Annotated in this window: 12 protein-coding genes and 1 tRNA gene; 4 read left to right on the top strand and 9 right to left on the bottom strand. The window is 67.8% G+C overall.

From position 1 onward, the window contains the following. Positions 1 to 82 precede the first annotated feature (82 nt). The 3 genes from K6142_RS04100 to K6142_RS04090 are packed head-to-tail and all read right to left on the bottom strand — an operon-like array spanning position 83 to position 2,692. Positions 83 to 1,015 carry a radical SAM protein gene (locus K6142_RS04100; protein WP_223290361.1) on the bottom strand — a complete coding sequence of 311 codons (933 nt, stop codon included), beginning with the start codon at positions 1,013 to 1,015 and terminating at the stop codon, positions 83 to 85. After that, positions 1,012 to 1,839: a 4Fe-4S binding protein gene (locus K6142_RS04095; RefSeq protein ID WP_190245047.1), complete on the bottom strand. Its 828-nt coding sequence runs from the start codon at positions 1,837 to 1,839 to the stop codon at positions 1,012 to 1,014. The genes K6142_RS04100 and K6142_RS04095 overlap by 4 nt, the downstream gene beginning before the upstream one ends. After that, complete coding sequence (locus tag K6142_RS04090) at positions 1,832 to 2,692, bottom strand: substrate-binding domain-containing protein (protein ID WP_190245046.1); 861 nt, start codon at positions 2,690 to 2,692, stop codon at positions 1,832 to 1,834. The genes K6142_RS04095 and K6142_RS04090 overlap by 8 nt, the downstream gene beginning before the upstream one ends. A gap of 410 nt (positions 2,693 to 3,102) precedes the next feature. Here K6142_RS04090 and aldA point away from each other — a divergent pair, with 410 nt between their 5' ends. Further along, positions 3,103 to 4,536, top strand: coding sequence for an aldehyde dehydrogenase (gene aldA, locus K6142_RS04085; RefSeq protein WP_190245045.1), 1,434 nt, complete (start codon positions 3,103 to 3,105; stop codon positions 4,534 to 4,536). Positions 4,537 to 4,869: 333 nt separating this feature from the next. On the opposite strand, the gene K6142_RS04080 is transcribed toward aldA, so the two are convergent. The 3 genes from K6142_RS04080 to K6142_RS04070 all read right to left on the bottom strand — a co-directional run bounded on the left by K6142_RS04080 (position 4,870) and on the right by K6142_RS04070 (position 11,207). Beyond that, positions 4,870 to 6,126, bottom strand: a complete 1,257-nt coding sequence (locus K6142_RS04080) for an NYN domain-containing protein (RefSeq protein WP_190245044.1) — start codon at positions 6,124 to 6,126, stop codon at positions 4,870 to 4,872. 359 nt (positions 6,127 to 6,485) lie between these two features. Next, the gene (gene uvrA, locus K6142_RS04075; protein ID WP_190245043.1) at positions 6,486 to 9,860 is read right to left on the bottom strand and encodes an excinuclease ABC subunit UvrA; all 3,375 of its coding nucleotides are present in this window, start codon (positions 9,858 to 9,860) and stop codon (positions 6,486 to 6,488) included. 660 nt (positions 9,861 to 10,520) lie between these two features. Next, positions 10,521 to 11,207, bottom strand: coding sequence for a DUF554 domain-containing protein (locus tag K6142_RS04070; protein WP_190245042.1), 687 nt, complete (start codon positions 11,205 to 11,207; stop codon positions 10,521 to 10,523). 381 nt (positions 11,208 to 11,588) lie between these two features. Between K6142_RS04070 and K6142_RS04065 the strand changes: the two genes are divergently transcribed. Continuing rightward, positions 11,589 to 12,221, top strand: coding sequence for a hypothetical protein (locus tag K6142_RS04065; protein WP_190245041.1), 633 nt, complete (start codon positions 11,589 to 11,591; stop codon positions 12,219 to 12,221). A gap of 353 nt (positions 12,222 to 12,574) precedes the next feature. Further along, positions 12,575 to 12,661, top strand: a tRNA-Leu gene (locus tag K6142_RS04060). 148 nt (positions 12,662 to 12,809) lie between these two features. Here K6142_RS04060 and K6142_RS04055 read toward each other — a convergent pair. Both K6142_RS04055 and K6142_RS04050 read right to left on the bottom strand, forming a co-directional pair. Then, positions 12,810 to 13,535 (bottom strand): hypothetical protein, encoded by a 726-nt coding sequence (locus K6142_RS04055; RefSeq protein WP_190245040.1) that lies wholly within the window; start codon positions 13,533 to 13,535, stop codon positions 12,810 to 12,812. An 86-nt stretch (positions 13,536 to 13,621) separates the two neighbouring features. Beyond that, positions 13,622 to 14,266 (bottom strand): bifunctional adenosylcobinamide kinase/adenosylcobinamide-phosphate guanylyltransferase, encoded by a 645-nt coding sequence (locus K6142_RS04050; RefSeq protein ID WP_190245039.1) that lies wholly within the window; start codon positions 14,264 to 14,266, stop codon positions 13,622 to 13,624. Positions 14,267 to 14,619: 353 nt separating this feature from the next. Here K6142_RS04050 and K6142_RS04045 point away from each other — a divergent pair, with 353 nt between their 5' ends. Further along, positions 14,620 to 15,069 carry a metal-dependent hydrolase gene (locus K6142_RS04045; protein WP_190245038.1) on the top strand — a complete coding sequence of 150 codons (450 nt, stop codon included), beginning with the start codon at positions 14,620 to 14,622 and terminating at the stop codon, positions 15,067 to 15,069. Between the two features lie 232 nt (positions 15,070 to 15,301). On the opposite strand, the gene K6142_RS04040 is transcribed toward K6142_RS04045, so the two are convergent. Continuing rightward, a complete protein-coding gene (locus tag K6142_RS04040) occupies positions 15,302 to 16,534 on the bottom strand; it encodes a hypothetical protein (RefSeq protein WP_190245037.1) in 1,233 nt (410 codons plus the stop codon). Positions 16,535 to 16,686 lie beyond the last annotated feature (152 nt).

Below are 16,686 nucleotides of genomic sequence, written 5' to 3'. Positions count from 1 at the left end.
GCCCGTGTTGGGGCGGCGTCCTTCTGTTTTTCATGCAGTTCGATCAGCAGGCGCGTTGGGCATTCCCCGGACCACGGTGGTCTCAATCGCAGCGCCGCCGCCCGGCACAGGGAGGCATGCCCGCCGTATCCGGCAGGCCATGCCCACGGTGCGGGTGCTCCGGCTGCAAGGGCAGCAGCCCCAGCCCGCCCAGCGTGCCGCCGTCTCCCAGCAGTCCGGCGGCGTCTGCCCGGCAGCGGGCGCAGTGGCGCATCTGGGGCAGATGACGCCCCGCCGTCGCGCGCACGGCGTCCATCAGTCGCGGCCCCGGCGCTTCCACGCCACCCAGCGGCGTACCCGCAACCGGAATCAGCCCGATGCAGTTCATCAGCGATGCTCCCAGCGCGGCGGCGCGCCGGGCCACCGCCTCCACGTGGTCATCGTTGACGCCGGGCACCACCACGGTGTTCACCTTCACGGCAATGCCCGCCCGCGCAAGGCGCGACAGCCCCTCCTCCTGCCGGGCCAGCAGGTGCGCCGCACCTTCCGCGCCATGCAGCGCGAGGCCATCATCGCCGGTCACATGGGCGTACAGGCGCGCGCCCACCTCCGGGTCCACGGCGTTCAGGGTCACGGTGACGTGCCCCACGCCCAGCGCGGCCAGTGCATCCACATGGTCCGGCAGGGCCAGACCGTTGGTGGACAGGCACAGCAACAGGCCGGGATGCGCCCGGCGCACCAGGGCCAGGGTTTCCAGCGTGGGTCCGGGGCTGGCCAGCGGATCGCCCGGCCCGGCAATGCCCACCACCGAAAGGTGCGGCAGCGCGGCCACGGCCCGGTCCACCAGTTGCGCGGCCTCCACCGGGTTCAGCACGCGGCTGGTCACGCCGGGGCGCGACTCGTTGACGCAGTCGTGCCGCCGGTCGCAATAGCCGCAGCGGATGTTGCAGGCCGCCGCCACCGGCAGGTGGATGCGCGCGTGCGTGCCGTGCGCCCCGGCGGTAAAGCACGGATGGCGCGAATCGCCCGCGTTCATCGCGGCTTCCGCCCCATGCCGATGCAGTCCTGCGGGCACGAGCCAAGGCAGTCCCCGCAGTTGGTACAGTTGGTTTCCTCGGGCCGCGTGGCCATGTAGCAGGCCTTGCGGCACCTGTCGCAGCCGTTGCAGGCGTCGGTCTTGTACACCGAGAACGGCGCGAAGCGGCGCACCGCTTCCAGCACGCCGCCCGCCGGGCAGGCGAAGCGGCACCACGCGGCGGACACCGCCACGCCCAGCGCCAGGATGCCCGCCACCGCCCAGGTGCGCACCAGCCACAGCGGCATGGCGTGTTCGAAGGTAAGGGCCACCGCGCCGAAGAATTCCCCGGTGCGGATGGGCACGTTGACGCGCGGCTGCCCCAGCACGAAGTAGGCCCACAGTGCCAGCGCCAGCCCGCCGTACTTGCCGAAGGGCAGCAGGCGCGCGGCCAGGCCGCCGGGCTTCAGGCGCAGCGGCGCAAACAGGCCCAGCAGGCGGTTCACCGTGCCGCCGGGGCAGGCCCACCCGCAGAAGGCGCGTCCGAACAGGGCCGCCAGCGCCAGCCACCCGGCCCACACGCCCCAGAACATGGTGAACAGCCGCCCGTGGCAGGCCACCACCGGACAGTTCTGGCAGCTGATGTACGGCACCACGAAAGGACAGCGGAAGATGCCGTAGAACGACCACTGGCCGATCAGCAGCAGCATGACGGCCTGCGCCGCCCGGTTCCACAGGCGCACGGCGCGGGCGCGCGCGTCCTGGCGCACGGTACGGGGCTTCAGTTCCGTCAGGTTGGCCGTGCCGCCCGCCGCATGCACGGTGCTCACGCCCGCATCAGACATCCTTCACCCCCAGCTTTTCCACCAGTTCCTGCCCGCGCGGCGAAATGGCGGGGATGAACCCGGCCCGCTCGAAGTGCGCCTGCCCCTCGGGGGACGTCACCCATGCCACGTAGTCGTCGGCCAGGGCGCGGTCACGCGCCTCCTGCATGACGCCCACGGTGAAGGTGAGCGGCGGCGGCGGAAACAGCCCTGCGGGAATTTCCACGATGTCCAGCTTGCCCGCGAACTGGGGCAGGCGGGTGACCCGCAGTTCCACGATCATGGCGTCGGCCTTGCCGGTGGTAATCGCCTCCACCGAGCGCTGCACGCAGGTGCCGGGGTTGACCACGTTGGCCATCACCGCATCCAGGCACCCCGCCTTCTTGAGCAACCCCACCACCGCCGCGCCGCCGGGGGGCGACGCCTCTGGCGCCATGGCCACCCGCACGCCCTTGCGGGCCATGTCGTCCACCGACCGCACGTTGCCCGGATTGCCCGTGGGCGTGACGATGACATAGCTGGTGAAGCACAGCGGCTTGAAATAGGTCATGCGCCCTTCCGCGCGCAGCTTCTTGGCAAGGTCCAGCACCCGCCCGGCGAACACCTCTGTCGAGCCGCTGCCCAGCAGCGACTTGCCCAGCGCCGCCGCAAACGCACCGGTGTACACCACCGCCGCGCCGCTGCGCCGTTCGTACTCCGCATGGGCGGGCTGCATGGCCTCTGCCAGCCCCCCGCACGACCACACCTGCAACCTGCCGCCGGGGAATGGCGCGGCTTGCGCCGCCCCCGGCAGGGAAGCGGCGGCCAGCCCCGCCACCCCGGTCAGCGAGGCGCGCAGAAACCCGCGCCGCCCCTCGTCCTGCAACTGACGCATGAACACCTCCGCGTGTAATGGGTAGTGGCGCCCACCCTATACGCCGCGCGGAAGGTCCACAAAGCGGAATAGCCGATTCAACCAACACGATTCGATAGACACAACTTATGCAAATAGTCAGACGCATGATGCACTTCGCGCTATTCGTCACTCGCGCGGCATGCCTGATACCGACGGATGCGGTCACGAATTCGCAAAAAAACATGCGCAAAATTTCCGCACTCACCTCAATTGCAGCCGCACTGCAACACACCTCCGCTGCATCCCTTGTTTCATGTCTTGACTGTGACGACAAAAGGCGATGTAGTTCCTCATGATCCCCCACGTTCTCATGGTCGGGGCCACAGGTCATTTCCTGCCCGCACATGCCGGACCCTTTTCTTTTTCACCATCTGCAATCCGGAGGCATCATGAAGGCTTACAAGCAATACATTGATGGTTCACTGGTTTCGTCCAGCAGCACGGACGTCATAGAGGTCGAAAACCCGTTCACCGGCAAGATCGTATCCACAGTACCCAACGGCAATGAGGCCGATGCCCTGCGCGCGCTGGAAGCGGCCCGCGTCGCGCAGCCCGCCTGGGCGGCCCGCAGCGCCCCCGACCGTGCGGGATACCTGAAGAAGATGGCGGAACTCATCCGCAAGCACCGCGTGGAACTGGCCCATATCCTGGTGGAGGAGCAGGCCAAGGTGCTGCCGCTGGCACAGGTGGAAATCGACGTCACCGCGGAATACTTCGACTATTACGCTGGTTGGGGGCGCATCTATGAAGGCGAGATCATCCAGAGCGACCGCCCGCGTGAAAGCATCTTCCTGATGCGCAAGCCCGTGGGCGTATCCGTGGGCATCTGCCCGTGGAACTTCCCGTTCTTCGTCATGGCCCGCAAGGTGGCACCGGCACTGCTCACCGGCAACGCGGTGGTCATCAAGCCAAGCTCCGTGGCCCCCAACACCATCATGGCCTTTGCCGAACTGCTGGCCGGGCTGGACCTGCCCAAGGGCATCGTCAACTTCATCACCGGCGCGGGCGGCACGCTGGGCGAAGCGCTGGTGCGCAGCTCCATTCCGGGCATCGTCTCGCTGACCGGCAGCGTGGAGGCGGGCCAGCGGGTCATTGCCGCTTCCGCCAGAAACATCACCAAGACCTCACTGGAACTGGGCGGCAAGGCCCCGGCCATCGTCTGCGCCGACGCCGATCTGGAACTGGCGGCCAAGGCGGTGGTGGCATCGCGCGTGATCTTCAGCGGGCAGGTGTGCAACTGCGCCGAACGGCTGTACGTGGACGCGCGCATTGCCGACCAGTTCACCGACATGCTGGCCAAGGCCTTCAAGGCCGTAACCTTCGGCGACCCCATGGCGACCACGGCTCCGGACATGTCCAGCCAGGTCAGTGCGGAACAGCAGAAAAAGGTGGCGGACATGGTGCAACGCGCCGTGGAGGACGGGGCGCACGTGATCACCGGCGGGCACATCCCCGACACGCCCACCGGCCACTTCTACCAGCCCACCCTGCTGGGCGGCTGCCGCCAGGCCATGGAGATCGTGCAGCAGGAAATCTTCGGGCCGGTGCTGCCTGTGCTGACCTTCACGGACCTTGACGAGGCAATCGACCTGGCCAACGACAGCGAATACGGCCTGACCTCGTCCATCTTCACCACTAACGTGAACAGCGCCATGTACGCCATGAACCGCCTGAAGTTCGGCGAAACGTACGTCAATCGCGAACACTTCGAGGCCATGCAGGGCTTCCATGCCGGGTGGCGCAAGTCCGGCATAGGCGGGGCCGATGGCAAGCACGGCCTGATGGAATACCTGCAAACCCACATCAGCTACGTGCAGTGGTAGGCGGGCCGCAGGCATGCTGCCCCGCGCGGGATAGACCGCTGAGACTCCGCACCGCACCGGGTTTGCCTGTTGAACGCTGGAAGCCCTTGACCCAGAATGCGAAAACCGGCTCCCCGCGAGGGGAGCCGGTTCGTTGTTTTCATTGCGTCGTGACGCACCATCAGGCAAACAGGCCATTTGCCTTTGGGTGGCGTTGTCACTGCGGAGATTTTTGTTCTCTGGCGAGGAAGAACGATTTTTTATGAAAGGAGTGTACTCTTCTCGTACTCGACTTGAATGAAAAATCGTTCTGACGACGCCAGAGGGCAAAAAGAACGCAGTGGCGAGGCCACCCTAATCGCCCATGGACTCCTTGGGGAGTATCCACACCAGCAACATCTGCTGTTCCGCCTTGGTCAGGTCGATCTGCGACATGCGGCACAGGTCGTAGGCGTTGCGCAGAAAGGCCTTGCCCACCTCGCGCAGGTTCACGCCGTCCTGCTCGTTGAGGGGGTAGCCCCCGCGCGCAATGCCCACCAGCACGAAGTTCACGTGGCCCCGCGCAATGGGCAGGCCCGCCTCCACGCACCGGTCGCGCACGTTGCGCGAGGTGGTGGTCATGAAGAACCCGTTGGCATTGACCTCTTCCACGATGATGCCCAGCAGCTGCCGGAAATGGTCGGGCCGCAGCAGGGGCATGTCGGTCAGGCGGTGCACCTTCAGGGCAAAGTCGTACAGGTCGGGGTAGCGCGAGCGGAAGTCGTCGTGGGCGTCGCGTTCCTCGGGCTGTTCATGGCGTTCCGGGTCGTACAGGTAGCCGGGCGGCACCGCCGAAAACTCCAGCCCCTTCAGGTCCAGCACGTCCAGCAGGTCGCGCAGGCGACCGTAGCCGAACCAGTCCGCGCCGGGATCCACCTCTCGCTGAAGGATCTGGGCCAGCGAGGCCACGCCCACGGGGGCGGAGGCATCGGCCACGGTGCGACGCACCACCTCGGCCACGCGGGCCAGCCGCTCGCCGTTGCCGCGCGGGGCGTACGGGGCGGGCGCGGGGACGGGTTCCGCCGGACGTTCGTCTTCCAGGGCCTGCTGCACGAACCAGTCTTCGCGGATGCGCCACGAGGCGGCGGCGGTGTACGCGGGCGAGGTATAGCCCACGGACAGCACCAGCGGGCGGCGGGCGTGTTCCTGCAAGCGGATGAGCAGCGGCGTGAAGTCCGCGTCACCGGAAAGGATGATGAATTCGTCGAAGCGGGTGGAATGGTTCAGCGCGTCCATGCAGTCCATGACCAGATGGATGTCGGCGCTGGTCTTGCCCTGATTGGTCAGGGGCGGGCAGTCCACCACCTGAAAGGCGGCACGGATGAAGAATGGACGGAACTCGTGAAAGCACTGCGGGTTCATGTAGCAGATGCGTTTCAGGATGCGGCGGCGCACCCCGTCGCCGTACAACATGCGCAGGGCATGCCCTTCTATCCACTTCACCCAGCGCTGGGGGTTGGTGGCAAAGGCGCGGGCAATGTCTTCATCCTGTTCGCGCAGGCGCGAATAGATATTGTCGAAATCCACATACAGCGCGGCATATACTTCGTCGAAGCCGGAAAATCGGCCCATGTGCATCTCCTGTGGGGCAAAACGTACGGTCAATTCGCTGGGCATCTTACACCCATGCGCTGGATGCGGCAACGGAAACATGACAGGAGCGGAGTAGGCGCTTACCACGTCGGACAAGGATGCGCTGCACGGCCTGACACTTCTTCACACGCAGGCATCAGCCCGTGTCGCATGCCATGCACCGGAACGCGGCCCTGCCATCTCCGGCAGGTCCGGCCAAGCAGAATTGCAGAGACGCGACGCCCCCGTGCACACGTGCACGGGGGCAACGGTATGGGCCGAGGGTCGGACATTGCCCGCCTGCGCCGATCCGGCACCACCCGCCGGGCGCGCCCTGAAGGCGACGCGGCCAAACCGGCCTAGGGATTCTTGCGGGGCCTGCCGCGCTTGCGCGGTCCAACCGGTCCATCCGGTCCAGCCGGGGCGGCGGGGGCCGTCGTGTTCACGGCTGCCGCGCCTGCCTTGCCCGGCTTGGCGGACGTGCCGCCCTTGCCCGTGCCCTTGTCCACCGTGGCGGCCCTGGGCTTGCGGCCCGGCCTTGCGGAGGCCGTCGAGCCACCCGTGCCGCTCGCTCCATCCATGTCATCGCCAGCATCCGGATCGGAAGCGTCGAAGTCTGCGTCCTCCCCATCCTCCGCATCACCCGCGCTTGGGGCATCAAGGCCGGGAATCTGGATGGGCGCTGGCGCGGCGGCCACGGGCACGCGCGGCATGGGCACGCCGGGGTGGCGGGTGGCGTGTTCCTGCACCAGAAAGCTGCCGGTCACCGAGTGCGGGTCGTCCATGATCTCTTCCGGCGTGCCCGCCGAAACGATGCGCCCGCCGTTCTCGCCGCCGCCGGGGCCAAGGTCCACCACGTGGTCCGAGGCCAGGATGACGTCGGTGTTGTGCTCAATGACCGTCACCGTGGCGCCCCGGTCCACCAGTTGGTTCAGCACGGTGATCAGCTTGCCCACCTCGTGCATGTGCAGGCCGGTGGTGGGTTCGTCCAGGATGTACATGGTGCCGGGCAGGCTGCGCTTGCCCAGCTCGCGCGATATCTTGATGCGCTGGGCCTCGCCGCCGGACAGCGTGGTGGCGGGCTGACCAAGGCGCAGGTATTCCAGCCCCACATCCTCCAGCACCCCAAGGCGGCGCTCCAGCACCGGGTAGTTTTCGAAGAACTGGCGTGCCTGGCGCACGGTAAGGTCCAGCACTTCCGCAATGTTCAGCCCCTTGTAGCGCACTTCCAGCGTCTCGTGGTTGTAGCGGCGGCCCTTGCACACGTCGCAGGTCACGTAGACGTCGGGCAGGAAGTGCATTTCCACGCGGATCTGCCCGTCGCCGCCGCAGGCCTCGCAACGGCCCCCGCGCACGTTGAAGCTAAACCGCCCCGGCTTGTAGCCACGCTTGCGGGCATCCGGGGTCATGGCGAAGATACCGCGTATCTCGTCGAATATCTTGGTGTAGGTGGCCGGGTTGGAGCGCGGGGTGCGGCCGATGGGCGTCTGGTCGATGGACACGATGCGTTCGATGGTCTCCGCGCCCTCGATGCCCTCGATGGTGCCCGGCTGGTCCACCCGGATGCCCTGCGCCAGCGCAAGGTGCTTGTACAGGGTGTCCATGACCAGCGAACTCTTGCCCGAGCCGGAAACCCCGGTCACGCAGGTCAGCACGCCCAGCGGCACCCGGCAGTCGATGCCCTGCAGGTTGTTGGTGGTCACCCCGTGCAGGGTCATCCAGCCGCGCGGGGCGCGGCGCGCCCGGGGGCGGGCAATGGCCATGTCGCCCCGCAGGTACTGCGCGGTAAGGCTTTGCGACGAGGACAGCAGGGTGTCCACCGGGCCGATGAAGACCACCTCGCCGCCCAGCGCGCCGGAACCGGGGCCAAGCTCGATGACGGTGTCCGCCTCGCGGATGGTGGCCTCGTCGTGCTCCACCACCAGCACTGTGTTGCCGCGCCGTTGCAGGCTGCGCAGGGTCTTGATGAGCCGCTCGTTGTCGCGCGGGTGCAGGCCGATGGAGGGTTCGTCCAGCACGTAGGTGACCCCCACAAGGCCCGACCCCAGTTGCGAGGCCAGGCGGATGCGCTGCGCCTCGCCGCCGGACAGGGTGGCCATGTTGCGGCCAAGGGCGATGTAGTCCAGCCCCACGTTGACCATGAATTCCAGCCGGTGGTGCAGTTCCTTCATCAGCGGCTCGGCCACCAGCGCGTGGCGCCCCTCGAAGCGGCGCTCGCGCAGCCAGTCCAGCGCGCGGGCCACGGACATGGAGCAGAATTCGTGGATGTTCAGGCTGTCCACCCGCACGGAAAGCGATTCCGGGCGCAGGCGCGCCCCGGAGCACACCGGGCAGGCCATGCTCTGGCGGTAGCGCGAAAGCAGTTCGCGCCAAGCGTCGCCGTACTGCATGCCCTGTTCGAGGATGGACACCACGCCGGGCCAGCGGTCGGCCGTGACCGCGCCGCCGTTGGCGGCTGCGGGGGTCACGGGCAGCGCCGGGCCGTGGTCGTGGCCTCCACTCCCCCCGTTCTCGCCGGTACTCCCGTTCTGGCCGTTGCCGCCCACCACCACGGACCCGCCCAGCCAGTTGCGGCGCAGGTTGCTGCCCGCGCCGCGCCCCGCCGGGCGGCCGTCCTCGGTCTCGCCGTGGAACAGCGCGTCCAGCGCGTCCGCCGAATAGGCGGCCAGCGGCGTGGACAGGGTGAAGCCCCAGCGTTTGCCCAGGGCCGTCAGGGCATCCCTGTGGCGTTCGAACAGCTTGGTGTTCTTCCACGGCAGCAGCGCGCCGGTGTTCAGCGACAGCCCCCGGTTGGGCGCCACCAGCGCGGGCTCGAAGTATTCCACGCTGCCAAGGCCCAGGCAACGCGGGCAGGCCCCCTGCGGGCTGTTGAACGAAAACAGTTGCGGGCTGGGCGCGGGCAGGCTGATGCGGCAGACCGGGCACACCGATTCCGTGGAATGCACTATGTCGCGCCCGGCGTTGCCGCCCTTCCCGTCACCGGCGTCTTTCCCGTCTTTGCCGTTCGCGCCTTCAGCGGGCAAATGCACCACCAGCCGTCCGTCGCCATAGCGCAGGGCCAGTTCCACCGAATCGGCCAGCCGCCCCCGGATGCCGTCCTTGATGACCAGCCGGTCCACCACCAGATCAATGGAGTGCTTGCGGTTCTTGTCCAGCGCGGGCACCTCGTCGATGCCCATGATGGCCCCGTTCACCCGCACCCGCACGAAGCCTTCGGCCTTCAGCTTCTTGAACCGGTCGATGTGGGTGCCCTTCTGGTATTCCACCAGCGGGGCCAGCACAATGCACCGGGTGCCCTCGCCCAGGGCCAGGATGTCGGCGATGATCTCGTCCGCCGCGCGCGCCTCGATGGGCAGGCCGCACTGGGGGCAGTACATGCGCCCCAGCCGCGCCCAGAACACGCGCAGAAAGTCGTACACTTCGGTCACTGTGCCCACGGTGGAGCGGGGGTTGCGCGTGGCCGTCTGCTGTTCCAGCGAAATGGCCGGGGAAAGCCCCTCGATCTTCTCCACCTCCGGCTTGTCCATCTGGGGCAGGAACTGACGCGCGTAGGCCGACAGCGATTCCACGTAGCGGCGCTGGCCCTCTGCGTAGACGATGTCGAAGGCCAGGGTGGACTTGCCCGAGCCGGAGGGGCCGCAGACCACCACCAGTTCGTCGCGGGGGATGTCGAGGGTGACGTTCTTGAGGTTGTGCTGGCGCGCTCCCTCGATATGGATGCAGGGCTTGCTCATGCGGTGGGTCTCGTATGGGGCGGGCGGCGGAACCGCCGAAGCGTCGTGCGGGACGCGCGGGTTGGTGTGATGGAAATGCGGAAACGCGGGCGCCAGAGCGGACGGTCGCGGGGCCGACTCACGGGTTCCGGGCACAGAAGCAGGCCACGGGCACGGCGAAAAACCGCGCCATGCGCGGGCATTGCGCCTGCCGGGCGACCTGCGGCCCGTCCGGTGCGAACAGGTACGGACCGGCGCGGACCGGGGCGGACCGGCGCGGACCAGCGCGGACCGGCGCGGACCGGCGCGGACCGGGTCAGCACCGGGGTATTTATCGCAACAGGGGGTAAGATACGACATCCGGCGCTCGGGGCAAGTACCCGGCGCAAGATGGTCCGGTTACCATCGCGTGAACCGTGCTGTCGGGGACCAGTGTGGAGCCTGCCTGCGGCCCCCCCGGCGTCCCCCGGCGTCCCCCGGATGACCGCAGGATGACCGCAGGATACTGCGGGATGCGACCGGAAGACCGCGCCAAACGGCGTCCGGCGCGCCGTGCACCCGGTGATGCCGGGTACGCGAACGCGCCGGAAAAATACCATGTCGTGCACAACGCGGAGGCAGGGTTTGCCAGTGCGGATTGCCCGCATCGGCCACGCCAGGCCAGCCCGCTTCGCAGCCGCCCTACATGAAAATGGAGGCCAGCAGCACCGCCGTCAGCAGCGCGGGCAACATGTTGGCCAGCGGAATGCGCTTCAGTTCCAGCAGGTTGATGCCGATGCCGATGACCATCAGCCCGCCCGTGGCGGTCAGTTCGTTCATCACCGCCGGGCCCAGCAACGGCTGAAGCACCCCGGCGAACACCGTCAGCCCCCCCTGGTAGATGAACAGCGGCAGCGCGGAAAACAGCACGCCCACCCCGTAGGCCGAGGCCAGGGCGATGGCCGCGAAGCAATCGAGGATGGACTTGGTGAGCACTATGGTGCGGTCGCCGCGCAGGCCCTCGTCGAACGGACCCAGAATGGCCATGGACCCGATGCAGAACAGCAGGGTGGCGGTGACGAAGCCATCGGTAAAGCGCGGGTTTCCGGAACGCAGCCTTGCCTTCAGCGCCTCGCCCGCTCGGGCGAAGGCGTCTTCAAGCCGCAGCAGTTCGCCGATGATGGCCCCGCTGAGGATGCTGAAGATCATGATCAGCGGATTGGCCGTCTTGAAGGCCATCTGCATGCCGATGACCATGGTGCACAGCCCCAACCCCTGAAACACGATGGCCCGCACACGGTCGGGCAAGCGCGCGCCCAGCATCATGCCCAGCGCGCCGCCGCCGACAACGGCGGCCATGTTGATGAATGAACCGACGGGAAGATTCACGATATGCTCCGTTTGTTGGAGCACCGTGATACCGGAAACCACGGGGACTTGGAAGCGGCTTTACCCGCCATTTCACAGCAGGCGCCCTACCCTGCGCGGGTGCGCGCCGCAATGGCGGTACGGGGTGGGGTTCTTTCACATGCCATCCCCCCAGTCATGCAAGACGCATCCGGCCTGGCGCCATGCTGCCGCATGACATCCGCTGACGGCGTGCGCGGAAATTGCCGGTCAAGGCCGCAGCCGCCACCCAAGGCGTGACCCCGCTCACGGAAATTCCCCACGGTTCTGGCACCCTGCAAATGGACACGGCCCCGTGGCCCGCGTATCATGACAGCGCCGCCGCAGGCTGGCGGCGGCATCGAAAGAAGGAAGGAGCTCATCATGCATCGCATTCTGCGCGTTGTCGCCCTGTTGGTCACACTGGCGGCGGCACTGACGGTGACGGCAACGGGCGCGGCAACGGCCCATGCCGCCGGGGGACAGGTCACCGCGCTGGACATGTTCCGGATGCTGCCCGCAACCATCTTCGAAAATACCGCCGAAGGGCTGAACGAAGAAGAAAAGCAGCAGCTTGCCGACGAGGGCGAAACCAATTTCTGGGCGGTTGTCGAAAGCACCCCGGAACTCTACGAGGTGGGCGCCCTGCCCATGCTGGACACGCGCGTGACGGTGCGGGTGTTCCGCGCCGACAACGGCGACACGCTGGCCGCCATGGGCGTGAAGAACGGCGAGGCCTGCGCGCTGGAACTGTGGCGCCGCAAGCCCGATGGCAGGCTGGCCCCCGCCGCCACGCCGGAAGATCCCGACATCACCGACTTTTTCGCCCCCGGCTACAAGCTGCCCCCGGGCACAAGCCCGTCCGTCATGCTCTGCCTTGGCGAGTCCGGCCTGGAAGCTCGCGCCCTGCTGTGGACATCCACCGGCCTTGCGCAGGTGAAGTTTGACCATAAGGTGATGTACCGCTGGAACGGCAGCACCTTTTCCAAGGTGATCCTGTCCGCCGACGGACAGTAGGAAAGCAGCGCGGGACGGAAAAATCTGGGGGTCTGCGTGACTTGCGGGCGGGCCTGAGGGGTTGATGGCTGGCCCTGTGTGGCCGGTAAACGCGCCTGCGCAACTGCATCCGTCCCAGCGTGAGCGACAGTTGCCCTTGGGCGGCTGAGGGGCCTGCCATGCATCGGGGCGTGCCCCGCTCGGCCACGGCACCATACGACATGGTTACGATCCGGCCCTGTCCGGCCATATCCGGTTGTCCGGCAGCGAACCGGCCCCGCCCGGACCGCCGCCAGCAGCCCCTTCCGAGTCATGGAACAACTCTGCCCTTGACCGGACCATGCCCGCTATGCCATAGCCCTTTCCCTACACCTGCCGGGATGGTGGAATTGGTAGACGCAGCGGACTCAAAATCCGCCGGTGGCAACACCTTGCGAGTTCGAGTCTCGCTCCCGGTACCAGATTGAAAACAGCGGCCTGCGCGTGCACCCAGAAGTGCTCACGCAGGCCGCTGTGTCTTTCCATCCCACTCCTGCCCCACTCTTGCAGAAATGTGCAGGAAAAACGGGGCCAGAGCATCCTGCACTGGCAGCTAGGTACGCCAACGCCCTATCTGTTCTCCGCTTCCTTGCGGATGGCGGCAATAAGCGCGGCGGCGTTGGTCACGTCGGTGACCTGCCAGTTGCCCTCCTGACGGCGGGAAAGGGTCAGGTCCACGGGGTAGGAGCGTTCGCTGCCGTGGTCGAACAGGGTCACCGAGGCGGTGGCCTTGTCGCCGTCGCGGGTCACGGACTTCACGCCGCGCAACTCCTTGCGGCCCACGGAGGCGTCGGAGAACAGGGGCGAGAACAGGCCGCCGTCGGTGGCCTTGCGCTCCTTCTTGACCGGCTTGCCGGAGAAGTTGCCGGACGCCACGCCCCACACCACGAACTTGCGGGTTTCTTCCGCCACCAGCATCTTCATGGTCTGGGCGGTCTGCGACTGCGCGCCCGACTGCACCGCGCTGGACAGCATGGCCAGCAGGGGCAGGGTTTCGCCACCGCCGGAAACGGCCTTGGGCGGGCGGGCCACCAGATCGGACATGAAGGCATCCACCCCGCGCTGGGCAATGCGCCCCACGTCCACATACCGCTCCAGCAGGGCGGCGTCATTGGTGTCGATGGCGGTCTGCACCTGGCGCAGGGCGGCTTCCGGGGTTTCCTCGGCGGCGGCAAGGGGGGCGATGGCCAACAGCAGGGCCACGGCCAGCAGCAGGCCGGATGAAATCTGACGGCACGAAATCAGACGGGACGGGATCAGGCAAGACAAAATCTGACGGCAGAAATATCCGGGCATGTGGGCTTCCTGTTCAGGGGGTTGGGGCCGCACGAACGGCTCATGCGGCTTCTACTCCAGCAACGGGCCGGGGTCCAGTGGCGCCCCTACCCCGCGCAGGCGGCGGGCACCCCGCCCTTCACGGCCAGCGGCAACCCGCTGACGGCAAGGATAACGTCGGTGCAGGCCGTGGCCAGCGCTTGGTTGGCCTCGCCGGACAGGTCGCGGAAGCGGCGGCCCAGCGGGGTTTCCGGCACCACGCCCCAGCCCACCTCGTTGGTGACCACGGCCACGGGCACGGTGACCGCGCGCAGCAGCGCCGCCAGATCCTCCACCCCGCGCAGGATGGCCGCATCGTCATGACCGGCCAGCATGCGGTTGGTCAGCCACAGGGTGATGCAGTCCAGCAGCACCCCGTGCGGGCGCGGTTGCGGGAGGGATTGCGCGGTCGCTTGGCCCGCGCACGACGGCATGCACTCACGCAGGGCCGCGCAGACGTCCAGTTGTTCCTCCACCGTGCGCCATCCCGCGCCCCGCGCGACCTGATGGCGGCGCACCCGCTCGGCCATTTCCGCATCGCGGGCGGCCCCGGTGGCGATGTACACCCGCGACGGCCCCAGCGATTCCACCCAGCGCTGGGCAAGGCCGCTCTTGCCGCTGCGGCATCCACCCGTGAACAGGATGGCCCGGACGGGTTCGGCGTTGACCGGGCTGGCGGAACTGACAAGGGCGACGGGCGATGATTCGGACATGGCGGATCCACGGTTGGCGGTGAAGAGGCTGCGCCGGACGGCACGCGACAAAAAGAACGCGAAGGGGGCAAAGGGAACACGCACGCAGGCGGGAGGGCGGTCCGCACGCCCCACCCCATGCAATCCCACCCCATGCAGTCCCGGCCATTCAGCAGGCCGTGCAGTCCGGACCATGCGGCCCCGCCCGTGTAACACGGAGCGCCCCGGCCTAGCCAGCGCACCCTGCTTGCCCGCCGGGCGGGCGGTGGCATATGGTCGCTCCGGCCCGCGGTGCGCCCCCAAGGCCCTTGCCCCGCGCCGCACGTTTCCATGCGCATCCCCCACCTCAACCCGTAGCCCGATCCACATCACCGATGCCCGGATACCGCACCCATCTCATCGGCGGCACAGTGCTGGCCGCCGGGGCCCTGTTCGCCGCGCAGGCCTTGCGCGTGCATTCCCCCGGCCTGCCCACCCAGGCGGCGCTGCTGGCCGTGTCCACCGCCTTTGCCCTGGCCCCGGACGTGGACACCCACTCGCGCGGGCGCACCTGGTTCTACGGGCTGCTGGTGGCAGCCGACGTGGCGCTCATCGCCACCCGGCGCTACCAGTGGGCCGCGCTGCTGGGGCTGCTGGCCATGCTGCCCGCCATCGACGGCCACAGGGGGTGGACGCACACTTGGTGGGCCATGCTGCTGGTTCCCCTGCCCCTGCTGCTGGCCCCGGTGCTGCTGTACGGCTGGGCATGGCAGGCGGCGGCGCCATGGTATGCAGCCGCCGTGCTGGGATATTTTTCGCACCTGCTGCTGGACCGCCAGTTCTGACGGACAGATGCCGAGGCAATCACGGCATCAGATGCTCCCCAAACGCTGTTCCAGCGCGTAACACGCTGAAACATTTGAGGAAGGAACTTCTGAAAAAGCTCCTTCCTCCCTCCCCCGATTCCTTCCCCCGCACCTTCCCCTCCCCGCTTTCCCACGCAAAAACGCCGCGAAGGGTTGCCCCCTCGCGGCGTCGTCGTTTCGGGTTTGTCGTTTCGGGTTTGCCGTTTCGCGGTTACTGGCGGGCCGCCTGCGCAGCCTTGTCGAACCGTGCCGCCGTATCGCCCAGCACAGTGGCAGCCATGCGCACGGCGTCCATCTTTTCCGGCTTGCCGCTCGCCCGGCGGTACACCCACCCGGCCGCGTAGACCAGGGTGTCGTCGTCCAGCCTGCGGGCGTCGGGGTTGCGGCGGATGGCCTCGGCCAGGGTTTCGCGGGCGCGCTCGCGGGCCATGATGGCCTGCTGGTACGCCTTGCCGGAAAGCTCCATGATGCGCCGGGCCTGCTCGGCCAGATGCGCGGAATTGCCTTCGCGCGCGGTGTCGTAACCGAACACGGCGTCCTGATACTTTGCGTTGGCCTCCAGCGCGGTCTGCTGCGCGGTGAGCCAGGCGTTGACCCGCACCACCGCGTCGGACATGCCCGCAACCTCGCGCAGCGCGCCGGACAGGCCGCGCAGCCGCGTGGCGTACAGGGTGTACATTTCCGCCACCTCGGCGGGGGTCAGGGGGCGCTCCTTGCCCTTGTCCGTCACCTTGGCATGCGAGGCCGCCGCGGCCATGGCGCTCATGAACCGATCGGCGTACAGGCGTTGCAGGGCTTCGAGCATGGCGGGGGTAAAGGCGTAGTCCAGCACGCTGGCGCGCCCGGCGGAAATGTCGTCGCCGGACCACGACAGCCCGGTCATGCTCACGCCGTAGCGCATGTTGGCCGACTTCAGGCTGGGCGCCACCCAGCCGGAGGTTCGCGCCTCCATGTGGGTGCCCTTGGGGTAGTAGTTTTCAACCAGCCAGTTGGCCACGTCTTCCACGAAGGCGAAGCGCACCACCGCGTCGTCCTGGGCAAAGGCCCCGTCCGGGCTGGTGGCGTTGACGCCCGGCGTCGCGGCGGTGGCGTTGGACTGATCGGCGGCACCGGCTGCCGCGTCGCCGTCCATGGGCACCATGGACGGCAGCGTGCCGTTGGTGGCGTTGGGGCCAAGGATGGCGGCGTCGGTGCCGGTCATGTTGGCCTGCCTGTCGGGCACGGCGTCACGCAGGACCAGGTCGCGCAGTTGCCACAGCGCCGCGCCCGCCACCAATACGGCCAGCACGAATACCCACACCAGCTTGCTGCGCTTGCGCTTGGGGGGGCGGGGCATGTCGAGCAGGCTGCCGTCCTGCCGTATGGGGCGGTCGGGGCGGATGGGGCCGGAGGCATCGCGGCCGGGAGTCTGGTCGGGAGTCTGATCGGGCGTATCGGGGGCCATCCGTGGCATCCTCCTGCGGGCGCGGGCCTTGCGGCGCGGGCTCCATTGGTCTGCGTGGTCGGGCGTGAGCGGGCGAAATACTGGTGAGCATGTCCGGTGCGGCATGCCCATGCGTTTTCGACGGGCATGTCTCCACGCTATGTACCACCGCC

Origin of the sequence: Nitratidesulfovibrio sp. SRB-5 (assembly GCF_019931275.1) — a bacterium.
In the GTDB taxonomy this organism is placed as follows: Bacteria; Desulfobacterota; Desulfovibrionia; order Desulfovibrionales; family Desulfovibrionaceae; genus Cupidesulfovibrio.
Note: the sequence above shows the minus strand (reverse complement) of the source record. Positions and strands in the feature narration are given on the sequence as shown.

What these genes read in the sequence shown, in the direction of transcription:
- K6142_RS04090 (WP_190245046.1), bottom strand. Translation starts at nt 2,692, where the DNA reads ATGCGTCAGTTGCAGGACGAGGGGCGGCGCGGGTTTCTGCGCGCCTCG.
- K6142_RS04045 (WP_190245038.1), top strand. Translation starts at nt 14,620, where the DNA reads ATGCCCGGATACCGCACCCATCTCATCGGCGGCACAGTGCTGGCCGCC.
- K6142_RS04080 (WP_190245044.1), bottom strand. Translation starts at nt 6,126, where the DNA reads ATGGGCCGATTTTCCGGCTTCGACGAAGTATATGCCGCGCTGTATGTG.
- K6142_RS04100 (WP_223290361.1), bottom strand. Translation starts at nt 1,015, where the DNA reads ATGAACGCGGGCGATTCGCGCCATCCGTGCTTTACCGCCGGGGCGCAC.
- K6142_RS04050 (WP_190245039.1), bottom strand. Translation starts at nt 14,266, where the DNA reads ATGTCCGAATCATCGCCCGTCGCCCTTGTCAGTTCCGCCAGCCCGGTC.
- uvrA (WP_190245043.1), bottom strand. Translation starts at nt 9,860, where the DNA reads ATGAGCAAGCCCTGCATCCATATCGAGGGAGCGCGCCAGCACAACCTC.
- K6142_RS04065 (WP_190245041.1), top strand. Translation starts at nt 11,589, where the DNA reads ATGCATCGCATTCTGCGCGTTGTCGCCCTGTTGGTCACACTGGCGGCG.
- K6142_RS04095 (WP_190245047.1), bottom strand. Translation starts at nt 1,839, where the DNA reads ATGTCTGATGCGGGCGTGAGCACCGTGCATGCGGCGGGCGGCACGGCC.
- K6142_RS04040 (WP_190245037.1), bottom strand. Translation starts at nt 16,534, where the DNA reads ATGGCCCCCGATACGCCCGATCAGACTCCCGACCAGACTCCCGGCCGC.
- K6142_RS04055 (WP_190245040.1), bottom strand. Translation starts at nt 13,535, where the DNA reads ATGCCCGGATATTTCTGCCGTCAGATTTTGTCTTGCCTGATCCCGTCC.
- aldA (WP_190245045.1), top strand. Translation starts at nt 3,103, where the DNA reads ATGAAGGCTTACAAGCAATACATTGATGGTTCACTGGTTTCGTCCAGC.